Annotated in this window: 21 protein-coding genes; 10 read left to right on the forward strand and 11 right to left on the reverse strand. The window is 66.8% G+C overall.

Annotation, left to right across the window (positions count from 1 at the left end; translation table 11 throughout):
- Window positions 1-84: 84 nt before the first annotated feature.
- Window positions 85-762 carry a response regulator gene (locus ACFULV_RS18825; RefSeq protein ID WP_378658255.1) on the reverse strand — a complete coding sequence of 226 codons (678 nt, stop codon included), beginning with the start codon at window positions 760-762 and terminating at the stop codon, window positions 85-87.
- Window positions 759-2,504 (reverse strand): ATP-binding protein, encoded by a 1,746-nt coding sequence (locus tag ACFULV_RS18830; protein WP_378658258.1) that lies wholly within the window; start codon window positions 2,502-2,504, stop codon window positions 759-761. The genes ACFULV_RS18825 and ACFULV_RS18830 overlap by 4 nt, the downstream gene beginning before the upstream one ends.
- 166 nt (window positions 2,505-2,670) lie before the next feature.
- Here ACFULV_RS18830 and ACFULV_RS18835 point away from each other — a divergent pair, with 166 nt between their 5' ends.
- The 3 genes from ACFULV_RS18835 to ACFULV_RS18845 are packed head-to-tail and all read left to right on the forward strand — an operon-like array spanning window position 2,671 to window position 5,410.
- Complete coding sequence (locus ACFULV_RS18835; RefSeq protein WP_378658260.1) at window positions 2,671-3,477, forward strand: ABC transporter ATP-binding protein; 807 nt, start codon at window positions 2,671-2,673, stop codon at window positions 3,475-3,477.
- Entirely contained in the window at window positions 3,467-4,354 is an 888-nt protein-coding gene (locus ACFULV_RS18840) for an ABC transporter permease (protein ID WP_378626710.1), read from the forward strand. Before ACFULV_RS18835 ends, ACFULV_RS18840 begins: the two co-directional genes overlap by 11 nt.
- A 3-nt stretch (window positions 4,355-4,357) precedes the next feature.
- Entirely contained in the window at window positions 4,358-5,410 is a 1,053-nt protein-coding gene (locus ACFULV_RS18845) for an ABC transporter substrate-binding protein (protein ID WP_378658263.1), read from the forward strand.
- Window positions 5,411-5,455: 45 nt separating this feature from the next.
- Here the strand turns inward: ACFULV_RS18845 and ACFULV_RS18850 are convergent, their stop codons facing one another.
- The 4 genes from ACFULV_RS18850 to ACFULV_RS18865 are packed head-to-tail and all read right to left on the reverse strand — an operon-like array spanning window position 5,456 to window position 8,496.
- Window positions 5,456-6,220 (reverse strand): ESX secretion-associated protein EspG, encoded by a 765-nt coding sequence (locus tag ACFULV_RS18850; RefSeq protein ID WP_378658265.1) that lies wholly within the window; start codon window positions 6,218-6,220, stop codon window positions 5,456-5,458.
- On the reverse strand, window positions 6,217-7,518 hold the full coding sequence (locus ACFULV_RS18855) for a hypothetical protein (RefSeq protein ID WP_378658267.1): 1,302 nt from the start codon (window positions 7,516-7,518) through the stop codon (window positions 6,217-6,219). Before ACFULV_RS18855 ends, ACFULV_RS18850 begins: the two co-directional genes overlap by 4 nt.
- A complete protein-coding gene (locus ACFULV_RS18860) occupies window positions 7,518-7,913 on the reverse strand; it encodes a hypothetical protein (RefSeq protein ID WP_378658269.1) in 396 nt (131 codons plus the stop codon). Before ACFULV_RS18860 ends, ACFULV_RS18855 begins: the two co-directional genes overlap by 1 nt.
- Window positions 7,914-7,938: 25 nt before the next feature.
- Entirely contained in the window at window positions 7,939-8,496 is a 558-nt protein-coding gene (locus ACFULV_RS18865; RefSeq protein WP_378658271.1) for a DUF3558 domain-containing protein, read from the reverse strand.
- 490 nt (window positions 8,497-8,986) lie between these two features.
- Here ACFULV_RS18865 and ACFULV_RS18870 point away from each other — a divergent pair, with 490 nt between their 5' ends.
- Entirely contained in the window at window positions 8,987-9,379 is a 393-nt protein-coding gene (locus ACFULV_RS18870; RefSeq protein ID WP_378658273.1) for a type VII secretion target, read from the forward strand.
- A 435-nt stretch (window positions 9,380-9,814) separates the two neighbouring features.
- On the opposite strand, the gene ACFULV_RS18875 is transcribed toward ACFULV_RS18870, so the two are convergent.
- Entirely contained in the window at window positions 9,815-11,065 is a 1,251-nt protein-coding gene (locus ACFULV_RS18875; RefSeq protein WP_378658276.1) for an HRDC domain-containing protein, read from the reverse strand.
- A gap of 22 nt (window positions 11,066-11,087) precedes the next feature.
- On the reverse strand, window positions 11,088-11,639 hold the full coding sequence (locus ACFULV_RS18880; protein ID WP_378658544.1) for a DUF3000 domain-containing protein: 552 nt from the start codon (window positions 11,637-11,639) through the stop codon (window positions 11,088-11,090).
- A gap of 317 nt (window positions 11,640-11,956) precedes the next feature.
- Here ACFULV_RS18880 and hemE point away from each other — a divergent pair, with 317 nt between their 5' ends.
- The 3 genes from hemE to ACFULV_RS18895 all read left to right on the forward strand — a co-directional run bounded on the left by hemE (window position 11,957) and on the right by ACFULV_RS18895 (window position 15,122).
- Window positions 11,957-13,012 carry a uroporphyrinogen decarboxylase gene (hemE, locus tag ACFULV_RS18885; RefSeq protein WP_378626723.1) on the forward strand — a complete coding sequence of 352 codons (1,056 nt, stop codon included), beginning with the start codon at window positions 11,957-11,959 and terminating at the stop codon, window positions 13,010-13,012.
- A 23-nt stretch (window positions 13,013-13,035) separates the two neighbouring features.
- On the forward strand, window positions 13,036-14,397 hold the full coding sequence (locus ACFULV_RS18890) for a protoporphyrinogen oxidase (protein WP_378658279.1): 1,362 nt from the start codon (window positions 13,036-13,038) through the stop codon (window positions 14,395-14,397).
- Window positions 14,398-14,537: 140 nt separating this feature from the next.
- Entirely contained in the window at window positions 14,538-15,122 is a 585-nt protein-coding gene (locus ACFULV_RS18895) for an HAD family hydrolase (protein ID WP_378658282.1), read from the forward strand.
- A 9-nt stretch (window positions 15,123-15,131) separates the two neighbouring features.
- Here ACFULV_RS18895 and ACFULV_RS18900 read toward each other — a convergent pair whose 3' ends face one another.
- Entirely contained in the window at window positions 15,132-15,479 is a 348-nt protein-coding gene (locus ACFULV_RS18900) for a MerR family transcriptional regulator (protein ID WP_378658285.1), read from the reverse strand.
- A gap of 111 nt (window positions 15,480-15,590) precedes the next feature.
- Here ACFULV_RS18900 and ACFULV_RS18905 point away from each other — a divergent pair, with 111 nt between their 5' ends.
- The 3 genes from ACFULV_RS18905 to hemQ are packed head-to-tail and all read left to right on the forward strand — an operon-like array spanning window position 15,591 to window position 17,504.
- Window positions 15,591-16,553 (forward strand): oxidoreductase, encoded by a 963-nt coding sequence (locus ACFULV_RS18905; protein WP_378658288.1) that lies wholly within the window; start codon window positions 15,591-15,593, stop codon window positions 16,551-16,553.
- Between the two features lie 53 nt (window positions 16,554-16,606).
- Window positions 16,607-16,765 (forward strand): hypothetical protein, encoded by a 159-nt coding sequence (locus ACFULV_RS18910; RefSeq protein WP_378626730.1) that lies wholly within the window; start codon window positions 16,607-16,609, stop codon window positions 16,763-16,765.
- A 43-nt stretch (window positions 16,766-16,808) separates the two neighbouring features.
- Window positions 16,809-17,504 carry a hydrogen peroxide-dependent heme synthase gene (gene hemQ, locus ACFULV_RS18915; RefSeq protein WP_378626731.1) on the forward strand — a complete coding sequence of 232 codons (696 nt, stop codon included), beginning with the start codon at window positions 16,809-16,811 and terminating at the stop codon, window positions 17,502-17,504.
- A gap of 78 nt (window positions 17,505-17,582) precedes the next feature.
- On the opposite strand, the gene msrB is transcribed toward hemQ, so the two are convergent.
- Together msrB and ACFULV_RS18925 are read right to left on the reverse strand one after the other, a co-directional pair.
- A complete protein-coding gene (msrB, locus tag ACFULV_RS18920) occupies window positions 17,583-18,011 on the reverse strand; it encodes a peptide-methionine (R)-S-oxide reductase MsrB (protein ID WP_378626732.1) in 429 nt (142 codons plus the stop codon).
- A 60-nt stretch (window positions 18,012-18,071) separates the two neighbouring features.
- A complete protein-coding gene (locus ACFULV_RS18925; protein ID WP_378658290.1) occupies window positions 18,072-19,403 on the reverse strand; it encodes a glycosyltransferase family 87 protein in 1,332 nt (443 codons plus the stop codon).
- Window positions 19,404-19,429: the final 26 nt, after the last annotated feature.

A 19,429-nucleotide genomic window follows, 5' to 3' on the forward strand; every position in this document is an offset into this window, starting at 1 on the left:
GTTGCCGGATAACCGCCGGGTCGACTGATTTTGTGCCGCCGGGTCTCTCGGCACGCAGCGGGTCGCCGGCGCGGGTCGCGTCGCTCAGGGCGTGCGGCGGACCGGGGAGTATTCCTGTTCGGGGCGGCCGGTGGTGCCGTAGCGGAGTTGCATGCGTAGATCGCCGGTGGTGACGAGGGCGGCGAGGTAGCGCTGGGCGGTGGCCCGCGAGATTCCGATCGCGGTGGCGACCTCACCCGCCGACATCGGGGCAGTGGCGCCGTGCACCGCTCGGAGTACGAGTTCCCTGGTGGGGGAGGCGGTGGCAGAGCCCCGGTCCGGGGTGGCCGGGGTGGGCCGCAGCGCGTCGAGCGCCGCGTCGACCTCGCGTGCGCTCACCTCGGGGACGGCGAGGATTCTGCGGTAACGGGCGTAGCCGGCCAGGCGGGCGGCGAGGACGGTGTGATCGAACGGTTTCACCAGATACGCCAGTGCTCCCGCCGCCGAGGCGGCGCGGACCGTGGCCGATTCGGTGGCAGCGGTGAGCATCATGGCGTCGCAGTGCAATTCGCGCACCAGGTCGATGCCCGACCCATCCGGCAGATAGACGTCGACCAAGGCGAGATCGATGGCGCTCGTGGCGAGTGCCTGACGGGCGGCGGCAACGGTGTTGACGACCGCGCCGACGGCGAATCCGGGTAGCGCGCCGACGATTCCGGCATGCATGTTCGCCACCCGGAAGTCGTCATCGACCACGAGCACGGTGTAGTCGGGCCGGTTCACGACACTTCTCCCTCGTTGAGCACGCCGGGTAGGCGCGCGATGAACTCCGCCCCGCTCAGTTGTCCACCGGTGCAGGCGGCCGAGGCCAACCACACATCGCCACCGAGCGCCCGAGCGACCTGCCGCGACAACGCCAGCCCCACCCCGCGACCTCCGGGCACCCCGCCACCGTGTTTCGTCGAAACCCCGTCGGCGAACAGCGAATCCACCAGTTCCGGTCCGATTCCTGGACCGCTGTCGGCGACGGTGATGTGCAGCGTTGATCCCTCCTGCACCAACTCGGCCTCGACCAGCGCGCGGGCCTGCGCGCCGGTCTCGTTCGCCACAGAATCATCGCGGATGCGTGCGTCGAACTCGGCGGGCCCGCCCGACCCCGTGGCGGCAGGGTCGACGACGCGCACGGCATCGATGGCATTGTCGAGCAGATTGCCCAGCACTGTCGTCACATCCACCGGCGCAACAAGATTCGCGTCCACCCAGGTGCTCGGCCCCAGCCGCAACGACACCCCGTTCTCCCTGGCATGAGCGGCCTTGGCGGCGAGAAACGCTTGCAGATACGGATCGCGCACCGCATCGATCCCCGGCATGGCGGCACCGAGCGGCCCCGACCCGAGCAGCTCGTCGATGTACTTCGCGGCCTCGCTGGGCCGATCGCCGTGCAGCAACCCACTGAGCAGATGCAACCTGTTGGCGAACTCGTGCCGCTGCGCCCGCAACACCGTGCTCATCGATCGCACCGCGTCCAGCTGCCGGGTCAGCGACTCCACATCGGTCCGATCGCGCACATCGAGCACCGCCCCCAGCGCACGCCCCTCACGGGTGACCGTCCTGGCGGTGACCACGACGATCCGATCACCGACCGCCGCCTGCACCGGCTGTCCGTCAGCATTGCGAAACGCCTCGAGCACGCGCGGCGTGAGACCGATCGAATCCACCGAACGTCCACTCTCCCCGTCGATTCCGAGTAGGGCGCGCGCCTCGTCATTGATCACCGTCGTGCGCCACCTGGCATCGACCGCGACCACCCCCACGCCGATCCCGTGCAGCACCACATCCTGTTCGCGCACCAATTCGGCCAGCTCGGCGGGCTGCAAGCCCAGGGTCAACCCGTGCCACCGCCGCGCCAGCAACACCGACCCCGCGATCCCCGCGAACAGCGCGCCCATCACCAGGACGGCGGCCCGGCGCAGGTCGCTCACCAGCTGATCGCTCACCGCCTCGGTAGAGATCCCGACACTCACCTCGCCCACCACTCGATCCGAACCGGGTTCGCGAACCGGCACTTTCGCCCGCACCGAGTCGCCGAGTGTGCCGTGCTCGCGAATCACCACCTCGCGCCCTGCCAATGCCTCCGAGGGATCCGTGCTCACCCGCGCACCCAGCCGCGCCGGCTCCGGATGCGCCAACCGCAATCCCGCGTCATCGGTGATCACCACGAACAGTGCCCCGGTCCGCAGCCGCGCCGCCTCGGCTGTCTGCTCCAGTTCCCCACTCGCGAGCTCCGCGCGGAGCAGCGGCCCCGGCTCCAGCGCCGCGTACCGGGCGACCTCCTCGCGCACCACCGGATCACTGGCGACGGTGCGCGCGATGGCCAGAGCCCGCTGCCCGTACTCGGCCGACAACCGCTGATCGCTCAGGTAGGCGAACACCCCGAACGCCAGCCCCAGAATCAACGCCACCAGCGCGACCTGCAGCAACACGATCTGCGTCCGCAGCCGGACACCACGGGGGAACAGCCTCACCGGCTCAGTGTAGGCACCCCCGGTGGTCATGAGCACAATGCGCACAACGTCCGTATCGCCGCTTGCGCAGGTTGTGCGCACAAGCGCGCGACCTGTGACCCACAACACTTACCGTGCGATAGCGGCCGCACATCACACCAAGGCGGCGCCGGACACAGGAGCAGCAATGAGCAATCCACTCATCGAACTCCGGGGCGCGACGAAGCGCTTTCCCGGAACCGACGGTGGCATCCACACCGCGGTGAAGAACATCGACTTCACCGTTGCCCCCGGCGAATTCGTCGCGGTGGTCGGTCCGACCGGCTGTGGCAAGTCCACCACCCTCTCGCTGGTGTCGGGCCTCGAGCCCACCTCGGCGGGGCGCACGCTGGTGCGCGGCAAGGATGTCGACGGCATCCCCGAGGGCATCGGCTACATGTTCCAGCAGGATGCCGTGCTGCCGTGGCGCAGCGTGCTCGACAATGTCGCGCTCGGCCCGCGCTTCCGTGGCGTGTCGAAGGCGCAGGCGAAGGCCAAGGCCGCCGAATGGGTGCGCATCGTCGGGCTGGCCGGGTTCGAGGACTACTACCCGCACCAGCTCTCCGGCGGTATGCGCAAGCGCGTCGCGCTGGCCCAGACCCTGGTGAACGAACCCGAGATCATGCTCATGGACGAGCCGTTCAGCGCGCTCGACGTGCAGACCCGCCAGCTCATGCAGGACGAACTGCTGCGCGTGTGGGCAGGCACCGACGCCGCGGTGATCTTCGTGACCCACGACCTCGAGGAGGCCATCGCCCTGGCCGACCGGGTCGTGGTGATGACCGCGAGCCCCGCGACCGTCTGCGGTGACTTCCGCGTCACCCTCGAACGTCCGCGCAATGTCGAAGAGGTGCGCCTCACCGAGGAGTTCCGCGACCTCTACAGGGAAATATGGGAAACGCTGCGCGATCAGGTCGAGGCGGCTCGCACGAAGGGAGCGACCCGTGTCGCTTGAGACGATGACCAAGACAGCGGCCACCGCGCCGGAGGTCGAAGCCGAATCCGAGGAGCAGATCCTCGCCAGGGTCAAGACGAAGAATCGCAAGTCCAAGCTGCGGGTATGGGGCCTGCGGGCCGCGCTGATCGTGCTGTGGCTGGGTTCGTGGGAGCTGGTCGCCAGCGTCTGGATCGACCCGTTCTTCTACTCCAAGCCCTCCTTGATCTGGGATCGGCTGGTCGAATGGTTCACCGAGGGAACGCAGTTCGGGTCGATCTGGCTGCAGATCTTCACGACTGTGCAGGAAGCCGTGCTCGGTTTCGTGATCGGCACCGTCGCCGGCGTCGTGCTGGGCACCTTGCTCGGTCGCAGCCGCTACTGGGCCGACGTGCTCGCCCCGTTCATCAAGGCGCTCAACGCCGTGCCCCGCATCGTGCTGGCCTCGCTGTTCATCATCTGGTTCGGCTTGGGTCTGAGTTCCAAGGTCGCGACCGTGGTGGTGCTGGTGTTCTTCGCCGTGTTCTTCAACGCCTTCACCGGCGCGAGGGAAGTCGACGGCAATGTCATCAACAACGCCCGCATCCTGGGTGCGAGTAAGCGGCAGATCCTCGGCTCCATCGTGCTGCCCAGCGCCACGACCTGGATCCTGTCCAGCCTGCACACCGCCTTCGGGTTCGCGCTGATCGGCGCGGTCGTCGGTGAATACGCCGGTGCCAGTAAAGGTTTGGGCCTGCTGATCTCCAACGCCCAGGGCACCTTCGACGCGGCAGGTATCTACGCGGGCATGATCATCATCACCGTGGTCGCCCTGATCGCGGAATCGCTCATCGGCTTCGCGGAAGGGCGCCTGCTGAAATGGCGTCCCTCGCAGGCACAGTCGGGTCACGGGGTGTAGACGATGAGATACCGCAAACCCTTCGCCCTGGCTCTGCTCGCGATCAGTTCGCTGCTGCTGGCCACCGGATGCCGCGATTCGCGGTCCATCCCGATGGCCGACGGCAGACCCCAGATCACCATCATGGTCGGCGGTCTGGAGAAGGTGATCTACCTGCCCGCGATGCTCGCCCAGCAGCTCGGCGCGTTCGAGGCCAACGACATCGACGTGAAGCTGCTCGGCGAACAGTCCGGCGCCAGCGCAGAAACCGCGTTGCTCACCGGTGACGTCCAGGCCGTGGTCGGCTTCTACGACCACACCATCGACCTCCAGGCCAAGGACCAGTGCCTACAGACAGTGATCCAATTCGCCGACGTGCCAGGCGAAGTCGAACTGGTCTCCACCGCCGACGCCGACACCATCCGCTCGCCCGCCGACTTCCGCGGCCGCAACCTCGGCGTCACCTCGCTCGGCTCGTCGACCGACTTCCTCACCCAGGCGCTGGCCGGCCAGGAGGGCCTGAGCACCTCCGACTACACCAGGGTGAAAGTCGGTGCGGGACAGACCTTCATCGCGGGCATGAACCACGACGGCATCGACGCGGGCATGACCACCGACCCCACCGTGGCGAAAATGGTCCAGTCCGGCGACGCGAAGATTCTCACCGACATGCGCAACGAGGAAGGCACCCGCGCCGCACTCGGCGGCCTGTATCCCGCCTCCTCGCTGTACATGAAGTGCGACACCGTCTCCGCCCACCCGGAGATCGTCCAGAAACTGGCCAACGCCTTCGTTCAGACCCTGCGATGGATCGACACCCACAACCCCGATGAGATCGCCGCGAAGATGCCGTCCCAATACGCGGGCAGCGACCCGGCCCTCTACGCGAAATCCATTCGCGACTCGATCGGCATGTTCAACGGCGACGGCCTGATGAAACCCGAAGGCGCCCAGAACGTCCTCCGCATCCTGGGCCGATACTCCCGCAACGTGGCCCCCGTCCGGGACCGCATCGATCTCGAAGCCACCTACACCAACCAATTCGTCGAACAAGCGCACCGAACTCCGGCCCAGTAGCACCATCGACCCCTGCCGCGACTCATGGCAGGGGTCGATGCGTGTCTATCGGTAGGCGGGCTCGTTGTCTTCGCGATAGATCGCGACGGCCGATTTCATCAACCGCACCAACGACCCTCGTGCATCGCCGGTATCACCCGGTCGCGCCTCGATCACAGAGCCTCGTTCGGTGACCAGGTAGCGCCCATCCGGGAAATCCATCACATGGAAGCCCTGTCCGGGTTGTGGCCGGTTGTCCGTCGCGGCGCCCGGATAGCCCGCCACGTATACCAGCGTCGACCGGGGCCGCCCGAAGAAATCATCCGCCTTCTGCTGCGGCGTGCGCCGGTCGGCCGCCCACGGATCGTAGGGCGCTTCCTCGTCGAAGTCGTTGCTGTTCATCGAGAACACGTCCCCGCCTGCCGCCCCCGTCTTCGGCAGCCGGGCAAGGAGCTTGTCGGGCAGCTGTTCGAGCTCGAGCATGCTCATCCGGATGTCACCGCCCTCGTGGTCGAGCGGCACCCGCTGCTGTTCCACCAGCACCGCCTGCTGCCCTCGCACCGCCGCGAACGACCGCAACTTCTCCCCGTCGCCGTACCCTGCGAGCTCGAATCGCGCTTCCGGCTCGAGCAGAATTTGCAGCGCCGCGTCCAGCGAGTGGTCGAACATCGGCAGAATCCGCTGGGCCTCGTCCTGCCACAGCCGGTCGTAGTCGTCCACGGTCACCGCGTCCGCCTGCGTCTGCAGCGGATAGGGGAGCACATCGCGATCCGCCGCACGCCACAGCACCGTGAACCCGAGCGCACTGAACTGCCACTGTCCCCGGCTCATGCGCCGATCACCGGCGGCACCGTCTTGGCCCGCTGATCCTCACTGAGCCCCGTGAGTTCTTCACCGTTCTCCTGATTGATCAGATAGTCCTTCGTCCCGGATTCCTTCTCGTCATCGCCCTTCCCGCCCTTCCCGCCACCGGCACCCATACCGCCCATGCCCGACATCCCGCGGCCCGAACCGGCGGAACCCGCGCCTCCCGCACCGGCACCGCCCTTTCCCGCAGCGGCGCCACCCGGTGTGCCCGGAACGGCCGCTCCTGGAACGCCGGAACCCGGTGTCCCAGCACCGGGCGAACCGCCGCCCGGAGAGCCACCGGCTCCCATCGGTGTCGTCGACGCGGGGGTGGTGCCTGTCGGCGTGGTCGGCACGGTGGACTGCGGTGTCGTCGCCGTAGGCTCCGTGCTCGACGGTGTGGTGTCGTCCCCGGTGTCGTCGTCGGACGGGTCCTCCGTCGTCGGCGTCTCGGTGGTCGGCTGTTCGGTCGTGGGCTGTTCGGTGGTGGGTTGTTGTGTGGTGGGCTGTTGCGTGGTCGGCTTCGTGCCCTCGGTGTCGCCCTTGCTGCCGTCGTCGTCGCCAGGCTTCGAGCCGGTGTCCAAGGGGTTGTACGGCTGTGGGACGAGTGGAACGTCGGTGTCCGCGATCTTGATCGCCTCGTAATAGATTCCCTTGACCACCTCCGCCCCTTCGGATTTCGCAGTATCGGCGTTATGGCTGTCCATCTTCCAGGTGGGTCCGGGGATGTAGCTCGCGATCCCGCTGAGCGTGGAGCCTTCGTGCGGCTGGACCCGATCCTTGGCGATCTGCATCGCCGACTCGACCACCTTCACCTTCTCGGCCATCATCTGCGCCGACGACAGCAGGTTTCGCGACTTCTCGACGTAGTCCTTGATGCCCGCACCGGCGCTGGCTCCCGCGTTACCGGTCCACTTCTCCCCGATCGCTTTCCCGATTTCGGCGTCGTAGGTCTTGAAACCCTGTTCGAGCTTGTTGCGCAAAGTCTCCCAGCGGGTGTGCAGCGTGTTGACATCGGTCATCGACATCGCGGAGACCCGCTCGTACAGATCCGACATCTGACTCGGTTCGTCATACGAGACGACCTGCGGTTTCTGGTAGGCGCCGTCGAATTCGTTTTTCAACTCCGCCAACCGATTCCGTGCGATATGCGCATCGGGGCTCTCGTCCGTCGAGCGGGTCGGCTTGCTGCCGTCGGCGTAGTCCTTCAACGAGAGGTATGTGCTACCTCCCGGAATGGAGTTGACGACCGCCCTGCCGACCACATTGTCCAAGAATGACATTATTGACCACCATTGGGAAGGTTGGCGCCCTGTGAAGTCAGCGCTTGCGCTTGGGCTACTTGCTGGTCTTGGTACTTGTTCACCGAGATCTCGATGGTGTCGCGGATCAGTGTGAGTACATCGATGTGCTCTTGAAAGGCCGTGTTGAAATCACGTTCGCCGCCAACAGCTTTCATGCCGAGCATCTTCGCCAATTCGTCAGCGGCTGGGAATCTGCCGAGGCCGGAAACCGTTGCAACGGACTGTAAGTCGTTCTTCAACTGGTTGAAAAGGTCGATCTGCTTGTTGCTCGCATCGCGGCAACTCGTTGCGACCGAAGGATCGAGGTAAAGGCGCCCGGCCTTCGCTTCCTCGTTCAGATACTGCCAGCGGGACTTCTCATCTTCCGAAGCCACGACACCCCCTTGTATTCGAACGTTTTCATTTAGGAAAGAGTGGAACAATCGCTTCCGCGATCGGCTGGAGCCGTTCGCACGGCGGCACTGCCTTCTCTTTGACGCCGGTGGTAAGTAGATCCAGCTGCGCTAGGCCGGTGGACGTCGAAAAGGCGATCGAGCAGTCTTCATTCGCTTTGTAGTGGCTCTGCCGAAACTGCACACCACTGCGGCCGGCGATCACGACGTCCTTGAACTCGATGTTCGTCGGCTTGGCGCGCATTTCGTCGAGTGTGTGGATTGTGGAGTACGCGCCGATCCCGAATCCGGACGGGTAGTTCGCGTCATCCCAGCGGCAGATCTTCCAGCCGGGCTCCTCAGCGCCGAGGATGCCGGATCGCTTCGACGACACATCCAGCCCCAAGCTGGTCAGAGTCGAGTCAGGAATCTGGCTGCACGGATCCCACAAGGCTGCAGTAGCCGCAGCTTGGTCGGTAGTCGCACTCGGCTGCGCATTCCCACTCTCGGTGGTGGAACACCCCGCCATAGCAAGCGCCCCAACCAACACAGTGGTCACCACCACAAACCGTTGTCGCACGAGCATCCTCCGTCTTCCCAGCTCACCGAGCCACACCGTCGTGACGAGCCCGCACCAACCCCACGGCCGCCCCGAATGCTCCCCGCACCCGGCCACCCGTCGTTCCGCACAGCCTACGACACCATCTCGCCCGATTCATCGCGCTGCCCCCACGCCATGAAACCTTCACAACCCCAATGAGTTCCGCCGTGTCAGAGTTCTGCCAACCCTCTAGAACAACCCACGGCGAGGCTCGACGGTCGCGAGTGACGCGGTCGAGCATCGACGACTACCTCCCTGCGCATTACCCGCAAATCGACCAACGAGATGGCACTCCTTCGCACCCTTAGACGCACGGAAGGGCCTTCTGGTTCCATCGATTTCACGGCAAGGACCAACCCTGTCGTATCCGCTACGCTCGGCGATTGGCACTGCGTGCCGCAGGTCTGACGTACCGGTATTTCCGGTGGATGGGACCTGTTCGATCAGGTTCGACATCGCAGGTCGCGGGCAGTGTGTGCCCGCCGTCCTGGGGGTGGCATCACACGAGGGTCGGGGCACCACCATGACAGGCGCAGGCGGGGAACTCAGCATTTCCCCGGACAAGATCAAAACCCACGCCAGCAACGTCACCGCGGCCAGTTCAGGGTTGACCGAAGCCCTCGAAGCAGTCCAGGCGGTCTCGGCGCCCTCGGATGCGTTCGGGAAACTGTGTGCCTTCCTCGGCCCCTTGTTCGTCGATTCGGTCGAAACCGATGGCATCGACGCGATCCGGGCCGCCATCGACGCCTTCGGGAACACCAGCTCGAACCTGACCGCGGTCGCTGATGCGTTCACTACCCGTGACACCACCAACGCCGCAGCACTCAAGACTCAAGAGTCCGGTCTGTACTGGCCGCCAACCCCCTGATCGCTGCGAAGGAAGACACCACCGACTGGTCCACCGGTATCAGTTCGGTCAGCTCGGTCACCGATCTGTCCGATGCGATCTCGGATGACAACAACATTGTGACTATGTTTCCAATACTCGGGAAGTGAAACAATGGTCGAGTTCATTTTCACGATCCGCGATGACCCTCCAGAGGACGGATATTCGCTAGGCGACCTGGGCCACCAGAATCGGAAATCGGCGAGCAAATGACACTCATGAGGAAGCTCGCTGGTTGCGAAATAGGCGGCGCGGATTTTGCGCGTAGCTGGTAAGCCGCACGGCTCAGATTCTTAGAGGAAAAGGAGGATTCGATTCAGGTTCAGCTCGTCCGAAAAGTGGGTGACACCACCGACGAATAAGTCGTCGAGTTCGACCGCGCCACCTCGGCGGCCGTGAACTCGTTGTAGGCCGGTGTCAGGTTGCTGCCGGGGTCAGCGCTGTGGTGAGCGCAGGGACCGCGAGGGTGCGCTGCCAAGGGCGCGCACCGCCGGCGAGGAGGAAGGCCTCGATCTTCGCGGACAACTCTTCGGGAGTGCCGACATTCTTGTAATCGGGGAGTCCGTCCCAGCAGAGACGGCGGACCAACTCGGGGGACAGGAGGTTCTCTACCGGGATGGAGTGTTCGGTGGAGAGTTCGCCCATGGCGCCGCGGGCGGTGGTGAGGCGGGCGGCGGCGACGGGGTCGCGGCGTTCCCAGCGGTTGACCGGGGGTGGGCCGTCGAAGGGGAGGGTGAGTGGGGGGAGTTGCTTGTCGGGGAGGGTGCGGCCTCGTTCGACGGCGGCCAGCCAGTCGCGGGAGTAGCGGCGTTGGCGGGGGCCGCCGAAGACGGGGAGGGTGCGCAGTTGGGCGATCGAGCGGGGTTCGCTGGTGGCGGCGGTGACGATGGCCGAGTCGGGCAGGATGCGGGCGGGGGCGACGTCGCGGGCGCGGGCGAGTTCGTCGCGCGTGGTCCACAGTTCGCGCACGATCGCCAGTTGGCGGGTGCGGCGCAGGGTGTGGATGCCGGAGGTGCGGCGCCAGCGGTCGGCTTTCGGGGTGGGCGGGTCCATGGTGCGGACGTGCTCGAATTCCTCTGCGGCCCAGTCGAGTTTGCCCTGGGCGTTGAGGTCGGCGGCGACGGTGTCGCGGAGTTCGAGGAGTAGTTCGACGTCGAGGGCGGCGTAGTTGAGCCATTCGTCGGGCAGTGGGCGGCTCGACCAGTCGGCGGCGCCGTGGCCCTTGCGCAGGGAGCGGCCGAGGAGGTTTTCGACCATCGCGGCCAGGCCGACGCGTTCGTAGCCGGCGATGCGGCCGCCGAGTTCGGTGTCGAACAGCCGGGCGGGGCGCAAACCCAGTTCAGCGAGGCCGGGCAGGTCCTGGTCGGCGGAGTGCAGGACCCATTCGAGGTCGTTGATCGCTTCGGCCAGCGGGGTCAGCGCGTCGGTGACGGGGATCGGGTCGATGAGGAACGAGCCCGCACCCTCACGGCGGAGCTGGATCAGGTACGCCCGTGCCGAATAGCGGAAACCGGACGCGCGTTCGGCGTCGACAGCCAGGGGGCCGGTGCCCGCGGCGAGGGTTTTGGCGGCCGCGGCGACCTCGTCGGCGGTCGCCAGCACAGGTGGAACCCCCTCGGCGGGGGCGAGCAGGGGCTCTGCTGCGGTGGGTTCCTCGGCGACCGACATAAACGTGAACTCTACGTGGCGATCAAGGGCGATCGGTGCGGGTATAGGACTCCGGTCGTAAATGAGTGACCCCGGCGGGGGGTAACCCGGCGGCGAAGGCGAGCACTTCGCAGAACGCTTCGACGTGTCGGCGCATCTCGGTGGTCGTGGCCGTCCACGATGCGCGCAGTTCGAGCTGGTGCGCGCGGGGTGGGCCCGCGATATCGCCGTAGCGGACCGAACTGGTCGCGGTGACCGTGCCGCCGAGGGCGGTGAACGGTTCGCCGCGCGATTCGAGCGAGTCGACCAGCCAGCTCCACGCCACCTCGGGTAAGAGGGGATCGGCGGCCAATGCGGCATCGATGTCGGCCTGGATGTAGGCGACGAGCCGGAACACACCGTTCCAGGCGTCGTCACCGTCGGGGTCGTGGAGCAGGATCAGCCTGCCGAACGCGTCGCCCTCGGAGTCGGTGGGCACCATCGGACTGTCGGGGTGGATGACCTCCGCCCCGAGCGCATAGGAGAACGGCGCCAACCGTTGCGGGGGACGGATCGGCGCCAGCTCGATTCGGGGGTGCACTGTTGCGGTGCCCATCGCATCGACCGCCGCCCGAAAAGAAGCAGGCTCGCGGGGCGTTCCCCCGGTCGGTGCGGCGCCGTCGCGGATGTCGAGCGGTGTCACGAGGAGGAACGGTAGACCGTGGGTGCCCGGCGCCGTCGGAGGCGCGCCGCCGTGCGCGTTGCGTACGGGTCGCGTTGCGGAGGGTGCATTCTCGGCGTCGGCGCGATGCACGATGTGCGACGTGAACGGGGTCGGCGGGTATCGGTGACTCGACCGGTTGAACGTGTGGTCGGTCCCACACCCGCCTGGGCGTGAGGTTCCCGCGGACCCGACGCTTAGGATGAACGGCGATGAGCACTTACACCCGCCGCCGGTTGACCGATGCCCCTTTCCTGGCCGCCGCCACCGGCGCGACGCCCAGCAGGCGCCCGGTGTGGTTCATGCGTCAGGCCGGCCGGTCGCTGCCGGAGTACCGCGAACTACGCAAGGGCATCGGCATGCTCGAGTCGTGCTTCGACCCGGAGCTGGTGTGTGAGATCACCATGCAGCCGATCCGCCGCCACGGCGTCGACGCGGCAATCCTGTTCTCCGACATCGTCGTTCCGCTCAAGGCCGCGGGCATCGACCTCGACATCGTGCCCGGGGTCGGCCCGGTCATCGCCTCCCCGGTACGCACCGAAGCCGACGTGCGCGCGCTGCCGCGGCTGCGGCCCGAAGAGGTCGGCGCGGTCACCGAAGGCGTCCGACTGCTCACCGGCGCGCTCGGCGACACCCCGCTCATCGGTTTCGCGGGCGCCCCGTTCACCCTCGCCTCCTACCTGGTGGAAGGCGGGCCGAGCAAGCAGCACGAGCGCACCAAGGCGATGATGCACGCCGACCCGAAGACCTGGCACGCTCTGCTCGGCGCCCTCACCGACATCACCATCGCGTTCCTGCAGGCCCAGTTGTCGGCCGGGGTCGACGCGGTGCAGCTGTTCGATTCCTGGGCGGGCGCCCTCTCGCTGGCCGACTACCGCGAGTACGTGCTGCCGCATTCGGAGCGGGTGTTCGCCGAGGTGGCCTCGGCCGGGGTGCCGCGCATTCACTTCGGCGTCGGCACGGGCGAACTGCTGGGTGCCATGGGTGAGGCCGGTGCCGATGTGGTCGGTGTCGACTGGCGCGTGCCGCTCACCGATGCGGTGCGCCGGGTCGGTGCCGGAAAAGGCTTGCAGGGCAATCTGGATCCCGCGATCCTGTTCGCCGGGTTCGACGCCGTCGAGGCCGAGACGCGGCGGATCGTGCGCGAAGCCGACGAGGCGATCACGCTCGGCGCGACCGGGCACATCTTCAACCTGGGCCACGGCGTGCTGCCCGACACCGATCCCGGCGTGCTGACGGAGCTGGTCGAGTTGGTGCACTCGCTGTAAAACCGCCCCGCTACGGTCGTGGCATGAGGATCGCGGTCGTCGGTGGCGGAATCAGCGGGCTCGTCGCGGCCTATCGGTTGCGGCAGCGGCTGGGGGACAGCGTCGATATCGTCGTGCTCGAGCAGAGCGGACGGGTCGGCGGGGTGCTGCACACCCGCGAATTGGCCGGGGAGCCGGTCGATCTCGGCGCCGAAGCGTTCGTGGGGCGCAGGCCCGAGGTGATCGAGTTGATGGGCGAACTCGGCTTGGCGGACCAGCTGGTGCGACCGGCCGGGAAGCGGCCGCTGATCTGGGCGCAGGGGTCGGCGCATCCGCTGCCGGGGCGCACCCTGATGGGGATTCCGTCTGATGCCGAGTCGCTGCGCGGACTGGTCGACGATGCGACGCTGGATCGGGTCGCCACCGAGGCGCAGCGTCCGCTGCACTGGGAGCCGGGCTCTGACGTCGACGTGCAGACCCTGGTGGGTGACCGTTTCGGCAGGCAGGTCGTCGAGCGCAGTGTCGATCCGCTGCTGGGCGGGGTGTATGCGGGGATCAGTGCCTCCATCGGTGTCCGCGCCGCGTTACCCACTCTTGCCGCAGCACTCGACGACGGCGCGGCGAGTCTCACGGAGGCTGTGGGTGCGGCGATGCCCGCGCCCAGCTCGGCCCCGGTGTTCGGTGGGCTGCGCGACGGCTACGGCGCCCTGCTGGCCGCACTGGCCCAGGCTTCGGGCGCACGTTTCGTCACGACCACGGCCGCGACCCGAATCGCGCGCGGACCCCATGGCTGGGTGGTCGACCCGATCGGCGCCGTCGAGGGTGTCGTCATCGCGACGCCCGCCCCGGCGACCGCCCGCCTGCTGCACTACGTGGCGCCCGAGGCCGCCCGCCTCGCCGCGGGCATCGAGCTGTCCTCGTCGGCACTGGTCGCGATGGCCCTGCCACGCGACACCGCACTACCGGACAACTCCGGCATCCTCGTCGCCACCGGAGAACCCTTGCGCGCCAAGGCGTTCACCCTGTCCAGCCGCAAATGGCCGCATCTGGCCGAGCGTGACGTCGCGCTGGTCCGCGCCTCCTTCGGCCGCCTCGGCGACGACAAGCCGCTCTCCTGGACCGACGACGACCTCATCGCGGCGGCTGTCGCCGACCTGTCCACCGTCACCGGCATCCCGATCACCCCGATCGAAGCGGTCGTCCAACGCTGGCCCGGTGGCCTTCCGCAGTACGCCCCCGGCCATACAGCGCGGATCGCGGCTCTCGAGACGGCTGTCGCCCCCCTCGACGGCATCGCGGTAGCGGGCGCCTACCTGCACGGCGTCGGTGTTCCCGCCTGCGTCGCCTCGGGAACTGCCGCCGCAGCACGAGTGGCTACCGCGTACATCGCGAGCACGCAGCGCTGATCCTGATTCCGGCGACAACCGGGCGTGTGCGCCGATCCGTTCCGGTACCTCGATCCGGCCTGGCTTCGCGCCGGGTCCTCGGCGCTACCTGTGCCGCGTGATCGCTGTGAGTCACCGAGCGGCACAGGCAGACTGGGACGATGCAGAGATTCGAAGCGGTGCTGTGTGATCTGGACGGCGTGCTCCGTCAATTCGACCACGACCGTCAGCGCGAGATCGAGGAGCGCTACGGGCTGCCCGTGCTGGCCACCGCCTTCGCCCCGGAACAGATCCGCCCGGCCATCCTCGGACAGGCCACCGCCGAACAGTGGCTGGCCTCGATCACCGCAGCGCTCGGCGGTCACCCCGACGCAGCCCAGGCGGTCGACGCCTTCGCCGCCGTCGACTTCTGGGTCGACGAAAAGGTCAGGGAGCTGCTGACAGAGGTCCGCACGCGGGTGCCGCTGGTGTTGGTCACCAACGCGATGGACAACCTCGACGTCCACCTGAGCCGGATGCGCCTCACCGACTTCGCCGACACCGTGATCAGCAGCGCCGCCGTCGGTGTCGCGAAACCGGACCTGCGCATCTACGAGATCGCCGCCGAAGCGGCCGGTGTCGCGCCGGACCGCTGTGTGTTCATCGACGACCGGCCGGAGAACGTGGCTGCGGCGCAATCGCTCGGCATGGTCGGCATCCACTACCGCGGGATCGACGATCTGGCGGTACTCGGCGCGAAGGCCTGAAACTCGCCCTCAGGTCGGCTCCGGGGACCAGACTCCGACCGCGGTTCCCTCGTCGACATGTGTGCGATACGTGACGACCTTGTTGTGGATGACGTCGAGATCGGCCGTCAGTTCGGCCAGCCGGTCGCGAACGGACTGTTCGTGAGCCTCGAGCAGGGCCAGCCTTTCTCGCTCGTTTCCTGGACCTGAGCGAACGAGCCCCGCGAAGGTCCGCAAGGTGGCGATGGGCATGCCGGACTCGCGTAGGCGGTTGCAGAGCAGGAGCCATTCGACATCGGCCTGCGCGTAGACGCGCTGTCCACCGGGAGACCGGGGGATCGGGCGCAACAGAAGTTCTTCCCGTTCGAAGTATCGCAAGGCGTGCACCCGAGGCCGGTGGCTCGCCCGACGTCACCGATAGACAGCCCGTTCATCTCGTGCGTCCTCACAGCTTGACCTAGATCGCACTCTAGATTCTACCGTCAGCTCATGGCGATCACAGAGCAGCACAGAATCGGTAGCGGGTTCGGACCGCGCAGCACGGTCGACGAGGTCGTCGCCGGCGTCGACCTGTCGGGAAAGACGGTCCTGGTCACCGGTGGTTATTCAGGTCTCGGCAAGGAGGCCACCGTGGCGTTGGCGCGTGCCGGGGCGCAGGTGCTCGTGCCTGCCCGCCGGGTCGAAGCGGCGCGGAAAGCGCTGTGCGACATCGATAACGCGGAGGTCGCGGAACTCGACCTGGCCGATCTCGACAGTGTGCGGGTGTTCAGCGAACGCTTTCTCGATACCGGCCGGACCATCGACGTCGTCATCGCGAACGCCGGGGTCATGGCCTACCCACGCCGGCAGGTCGGGCCGGGCTGGGAAGCGCACTTCGCGATCAATCATCTCGGGCACTTCGCACTGGTCAACCGTTTGCGGCCGGCGTTGGCCCGGAGCGGGGCTCGTGTGGTGGCGGTGGCGTCGTCGGGCCACTTCCTGTCCGATATCCGCTGGAACGACCTACATTTCAGCCGCGACTACGACATCTGGAGAGCCTACGGTCAGTCCAAAACCGCCAACGCGCTGTTCGCCACCCACCTCGACGCGATCGGCGCGGCAGCGGGGATCAACGCGTACTCCGTGCACCCGGGCAGCATCCTCACGCCACTGCAACGCCATATCGCCCGTGCGGAACAGATCTCGCAGGGCTGGATCGGCAGTGACGGCAATCAGGCCGAGGGCTTCAAAACCCTGGCGCAGGGGGCAGCGACCGCAGTCTGGGCGGCGACCGCCGCACCGCTCGCGGGGCACGGCGGTGCGTATTGCCAGGATTGCGATGTCGCCGAAGTCGCCACCGACGACGACATGCTCGCCGGCGGCGTGAAGCCGTGGGCCGTCGACCCCGCTGCCGCAGCCCGTCTCTGGACTCTGTCCAGTGAGCTCACCGGACTTGACAGCTTCTCCGGCTGACCAGCGGCGTGTCAGCGGGCATCGGCGATAGCGGTACTGCATGATCGCCCGCTGTGACCATTGCCGGTGAGCAGCGCAACGAGCGAAGCCTGATTCTCGATCCCGATCTCGGGCCGGTCGAACTTCACGACGGTGAGGCGACGACAGTGACCTCGGTGTTCGGCAGTGACGAGTCGTCGCCGTGGCGGGCGAGCAGACCGGTAGGAGACTGAGCCCCGACAGCGGGCGAAAACGCCGCAGTGGCACCATAGATCCATGGCGCGACTCGACTACCAGGCTCTCAACTCCACCATTCGCTACCTGATGTTCTCGGTGTTCCAGGTTCAGCCGGGCGTGCTCGGTGAGGACCGGGCAGGGGCGATCAAGGAGGCGCAGGAGTTCTTCGACGGACTCGCCGACAAGGGCGTGGTGCTGCGCGGGATCTACGACGTGGCGGGGCTGCGGGCCGACGCCGATTTCATGCTGTGGACCCATGCCGAGCGGGTCGAGGACCTGCAAGCGGCCTACGCGGATTTCCGCCGCACGACCGAACTCGGCCGCGCGAGCGCTCCGGTCTGGAGCAATGTGGCGGTGCACCGGCCCGCGGAGTTCAACAAGAGCCACATTCCGGCGTTCCTGGCAGGCGAGGACGCGGGGAACTACATCTGCGTCTACCCGTTCGTGCGGTCCTACGAGTGGTACCTGCTTCCCGACGAGGAGCGGCGCAAGATGCTCGCCGATCACGGCAAGGCCGCGCGCGGGTACCCGGACGTGCGGGCCAACACCGTGAGCTCGATGGCGCTGGGCGATTACGAGTGGATCCTCGCCTTCGAGGCCCCCGAACTGCACCGGATCGTGGACCTGATGCGTGATCTGCGGGCCACCGAGGCGCGGTTGCACGTGCGCGAAGAGGTGCCGTTCTTCACCGGTCCGCGCGTCGAAATCGAACAGTTGCTCACCGCACTGCCGTAAGCGGCGCAAAAACCGAAGGCCCTCTCGTGGAGAGGGCCTTTCTTCTCGGCCTGGGACGTGCGCGGTCTCGTGTGACCGTTATTCGGCGGCGGGCTTCAGGCGCAACGAGATCGAGTTGATGCAGTACCGCTGGTCGGTGGGCGTCGGGTAGCCCTCGCCTTCGAAGACGTGCCCGAGGTGGCTGTGGCAGTTCGCGCAGACCACCTCGACCCGGCGCATCCCCAGGGTGTCGTCGGGCTTGAGGATCACCGCGTCGGAATCGGCGGGATCGAAGAACGATGGCCACCCGCAGTGCGAGTCGAATTTCTCTGTGCTGCGGAATAATTCGGCGTCGCAGGCGCGACAGGTGTAGACGCCCTCGGTCTTGGTGTCGGTGTATTCGCCGATGAACGGGCGCTCGGTGGCGGCCTCGCGCAGGACCGCGTATTCCTCGGGATCCAGTTTCGCCCGCCATTGCTGCGGCGTCAGCTGGATGCGCGGCGTGGGCAACGAAGTATCGGAACTCATGGCTCCACGCTAATGGTTTCGGCCGGTGCGCGCCGTGAGCGGTGCGTCACCGGCCGATAACTACTTGAGCGCGGGCTCGCGATCCTCGACCGGAGCCACCGGATCCTCGCGAGGAGGCGCAGTGTCCTCGACCGGCGCGACGGGCGCGGGCTCATCGGTGCCGTCCCGCGAATCGGGCGCGTTCGCGATCCACGTCGGGTCGATCCCGAACTGCAGCCTGCCCTCACGACGTGCCGCCAGATACCGGTCGCCGAGCACACAGAACACGACGATGAGCAGCAGGCCCCAGCCGAAGGTCACCCGCAGGTATTCGAGATTGCGGCCGACGCCCTGCCAGCGATCGGAGAGCCACTTGTCGTAGGTCATGAACCCGAAGATCGCCAGCCACGCGGGCCAGTTACGCAACACGGAATTGCGCAGCACCACGGTCATCAGGAACGGGAACACCATCATGGAGTAGTACATCTGGCCCAGCGAGGGCAGCAGGAACCACGCGGTGAGCAACACCCCGGAGAACGTGGTGACGAAGAACAGCTCGTCGTGACGGTAGTAGCGCCACAGCAGCCACAGCGATACCGCGACCACACCGGCCATCAAGACCTTGACCAGCAGGATCAGCCATTCGGGCAATCCGTAGTAGAGCCCGTTGCCGCCCACCGAACTGTTGAAGTAGTCGCGGGTCTCAGCCAGATAGGGCATCACGTGCGTGAAGAACTTCTCGGGGTCCGCCGACAGCGGCCAGGCGATCGCGGTGAGCACCACCGGCACGCCGAGCGCGGTGATGAACACCTTCCACTGGCCGCGAACGGCTGCGACCAGCAGTAACGGCGCCAGCGTCGGTTTCACCGCGATGCTCAATCCCAGCGCCACGCCCGCCCAGAGGTCCCGTCGCGCCAGCAGGAGCGTCATGAACACCAACTCGGCCAGCAGCAGGCAGCCGTTGACGTTGGTGAAGACCAACGTATTGGTCACCGTCTCGGAAGCGAACATCGCCAGCAGCAGCGCGGGCGCGGCGATGGAGCCCAGACCGAACTTGAACAGGCGCAGCAGCAGGTACCAGGCGAGCAGAATCGCCACGGCGTTGAGCCCGATGAACAGCCAGCGTGACAGCTCGTAGTCGATGATCGCGACCGGTGCGATCAGCAGCGTTCCACTCGGATAGTAGAGATAGTGCGGGTCGACCGACGAGAAGTCGGCGGTGTACAGCGGCCTGCCGTTCAGGAACTCGAACGAGGCGTTGTACACAGGCCGGTAGTCGTCGGTGACGAAACCGTTGATCGCCTTGATGAAGACGCGGTTCAGCACCATCATGACCGCGAAGGGCCAGAGTGCGAACTTGATCACCTCGGCGGAGGTGCGAGCGGTACGGGGCTCGAGCTGTCGGAACAACACTGGGGCACGGTACACCGAATCGGGTT

It is taken from the genome of Nocardia sp. NPDC057272, assembly GCF_042668615.1.
GTDB lineage: Bacteria > Actinomycetota > Actinomycetes > Mycobacteriales > Mycobacteriaceae > Nocardia.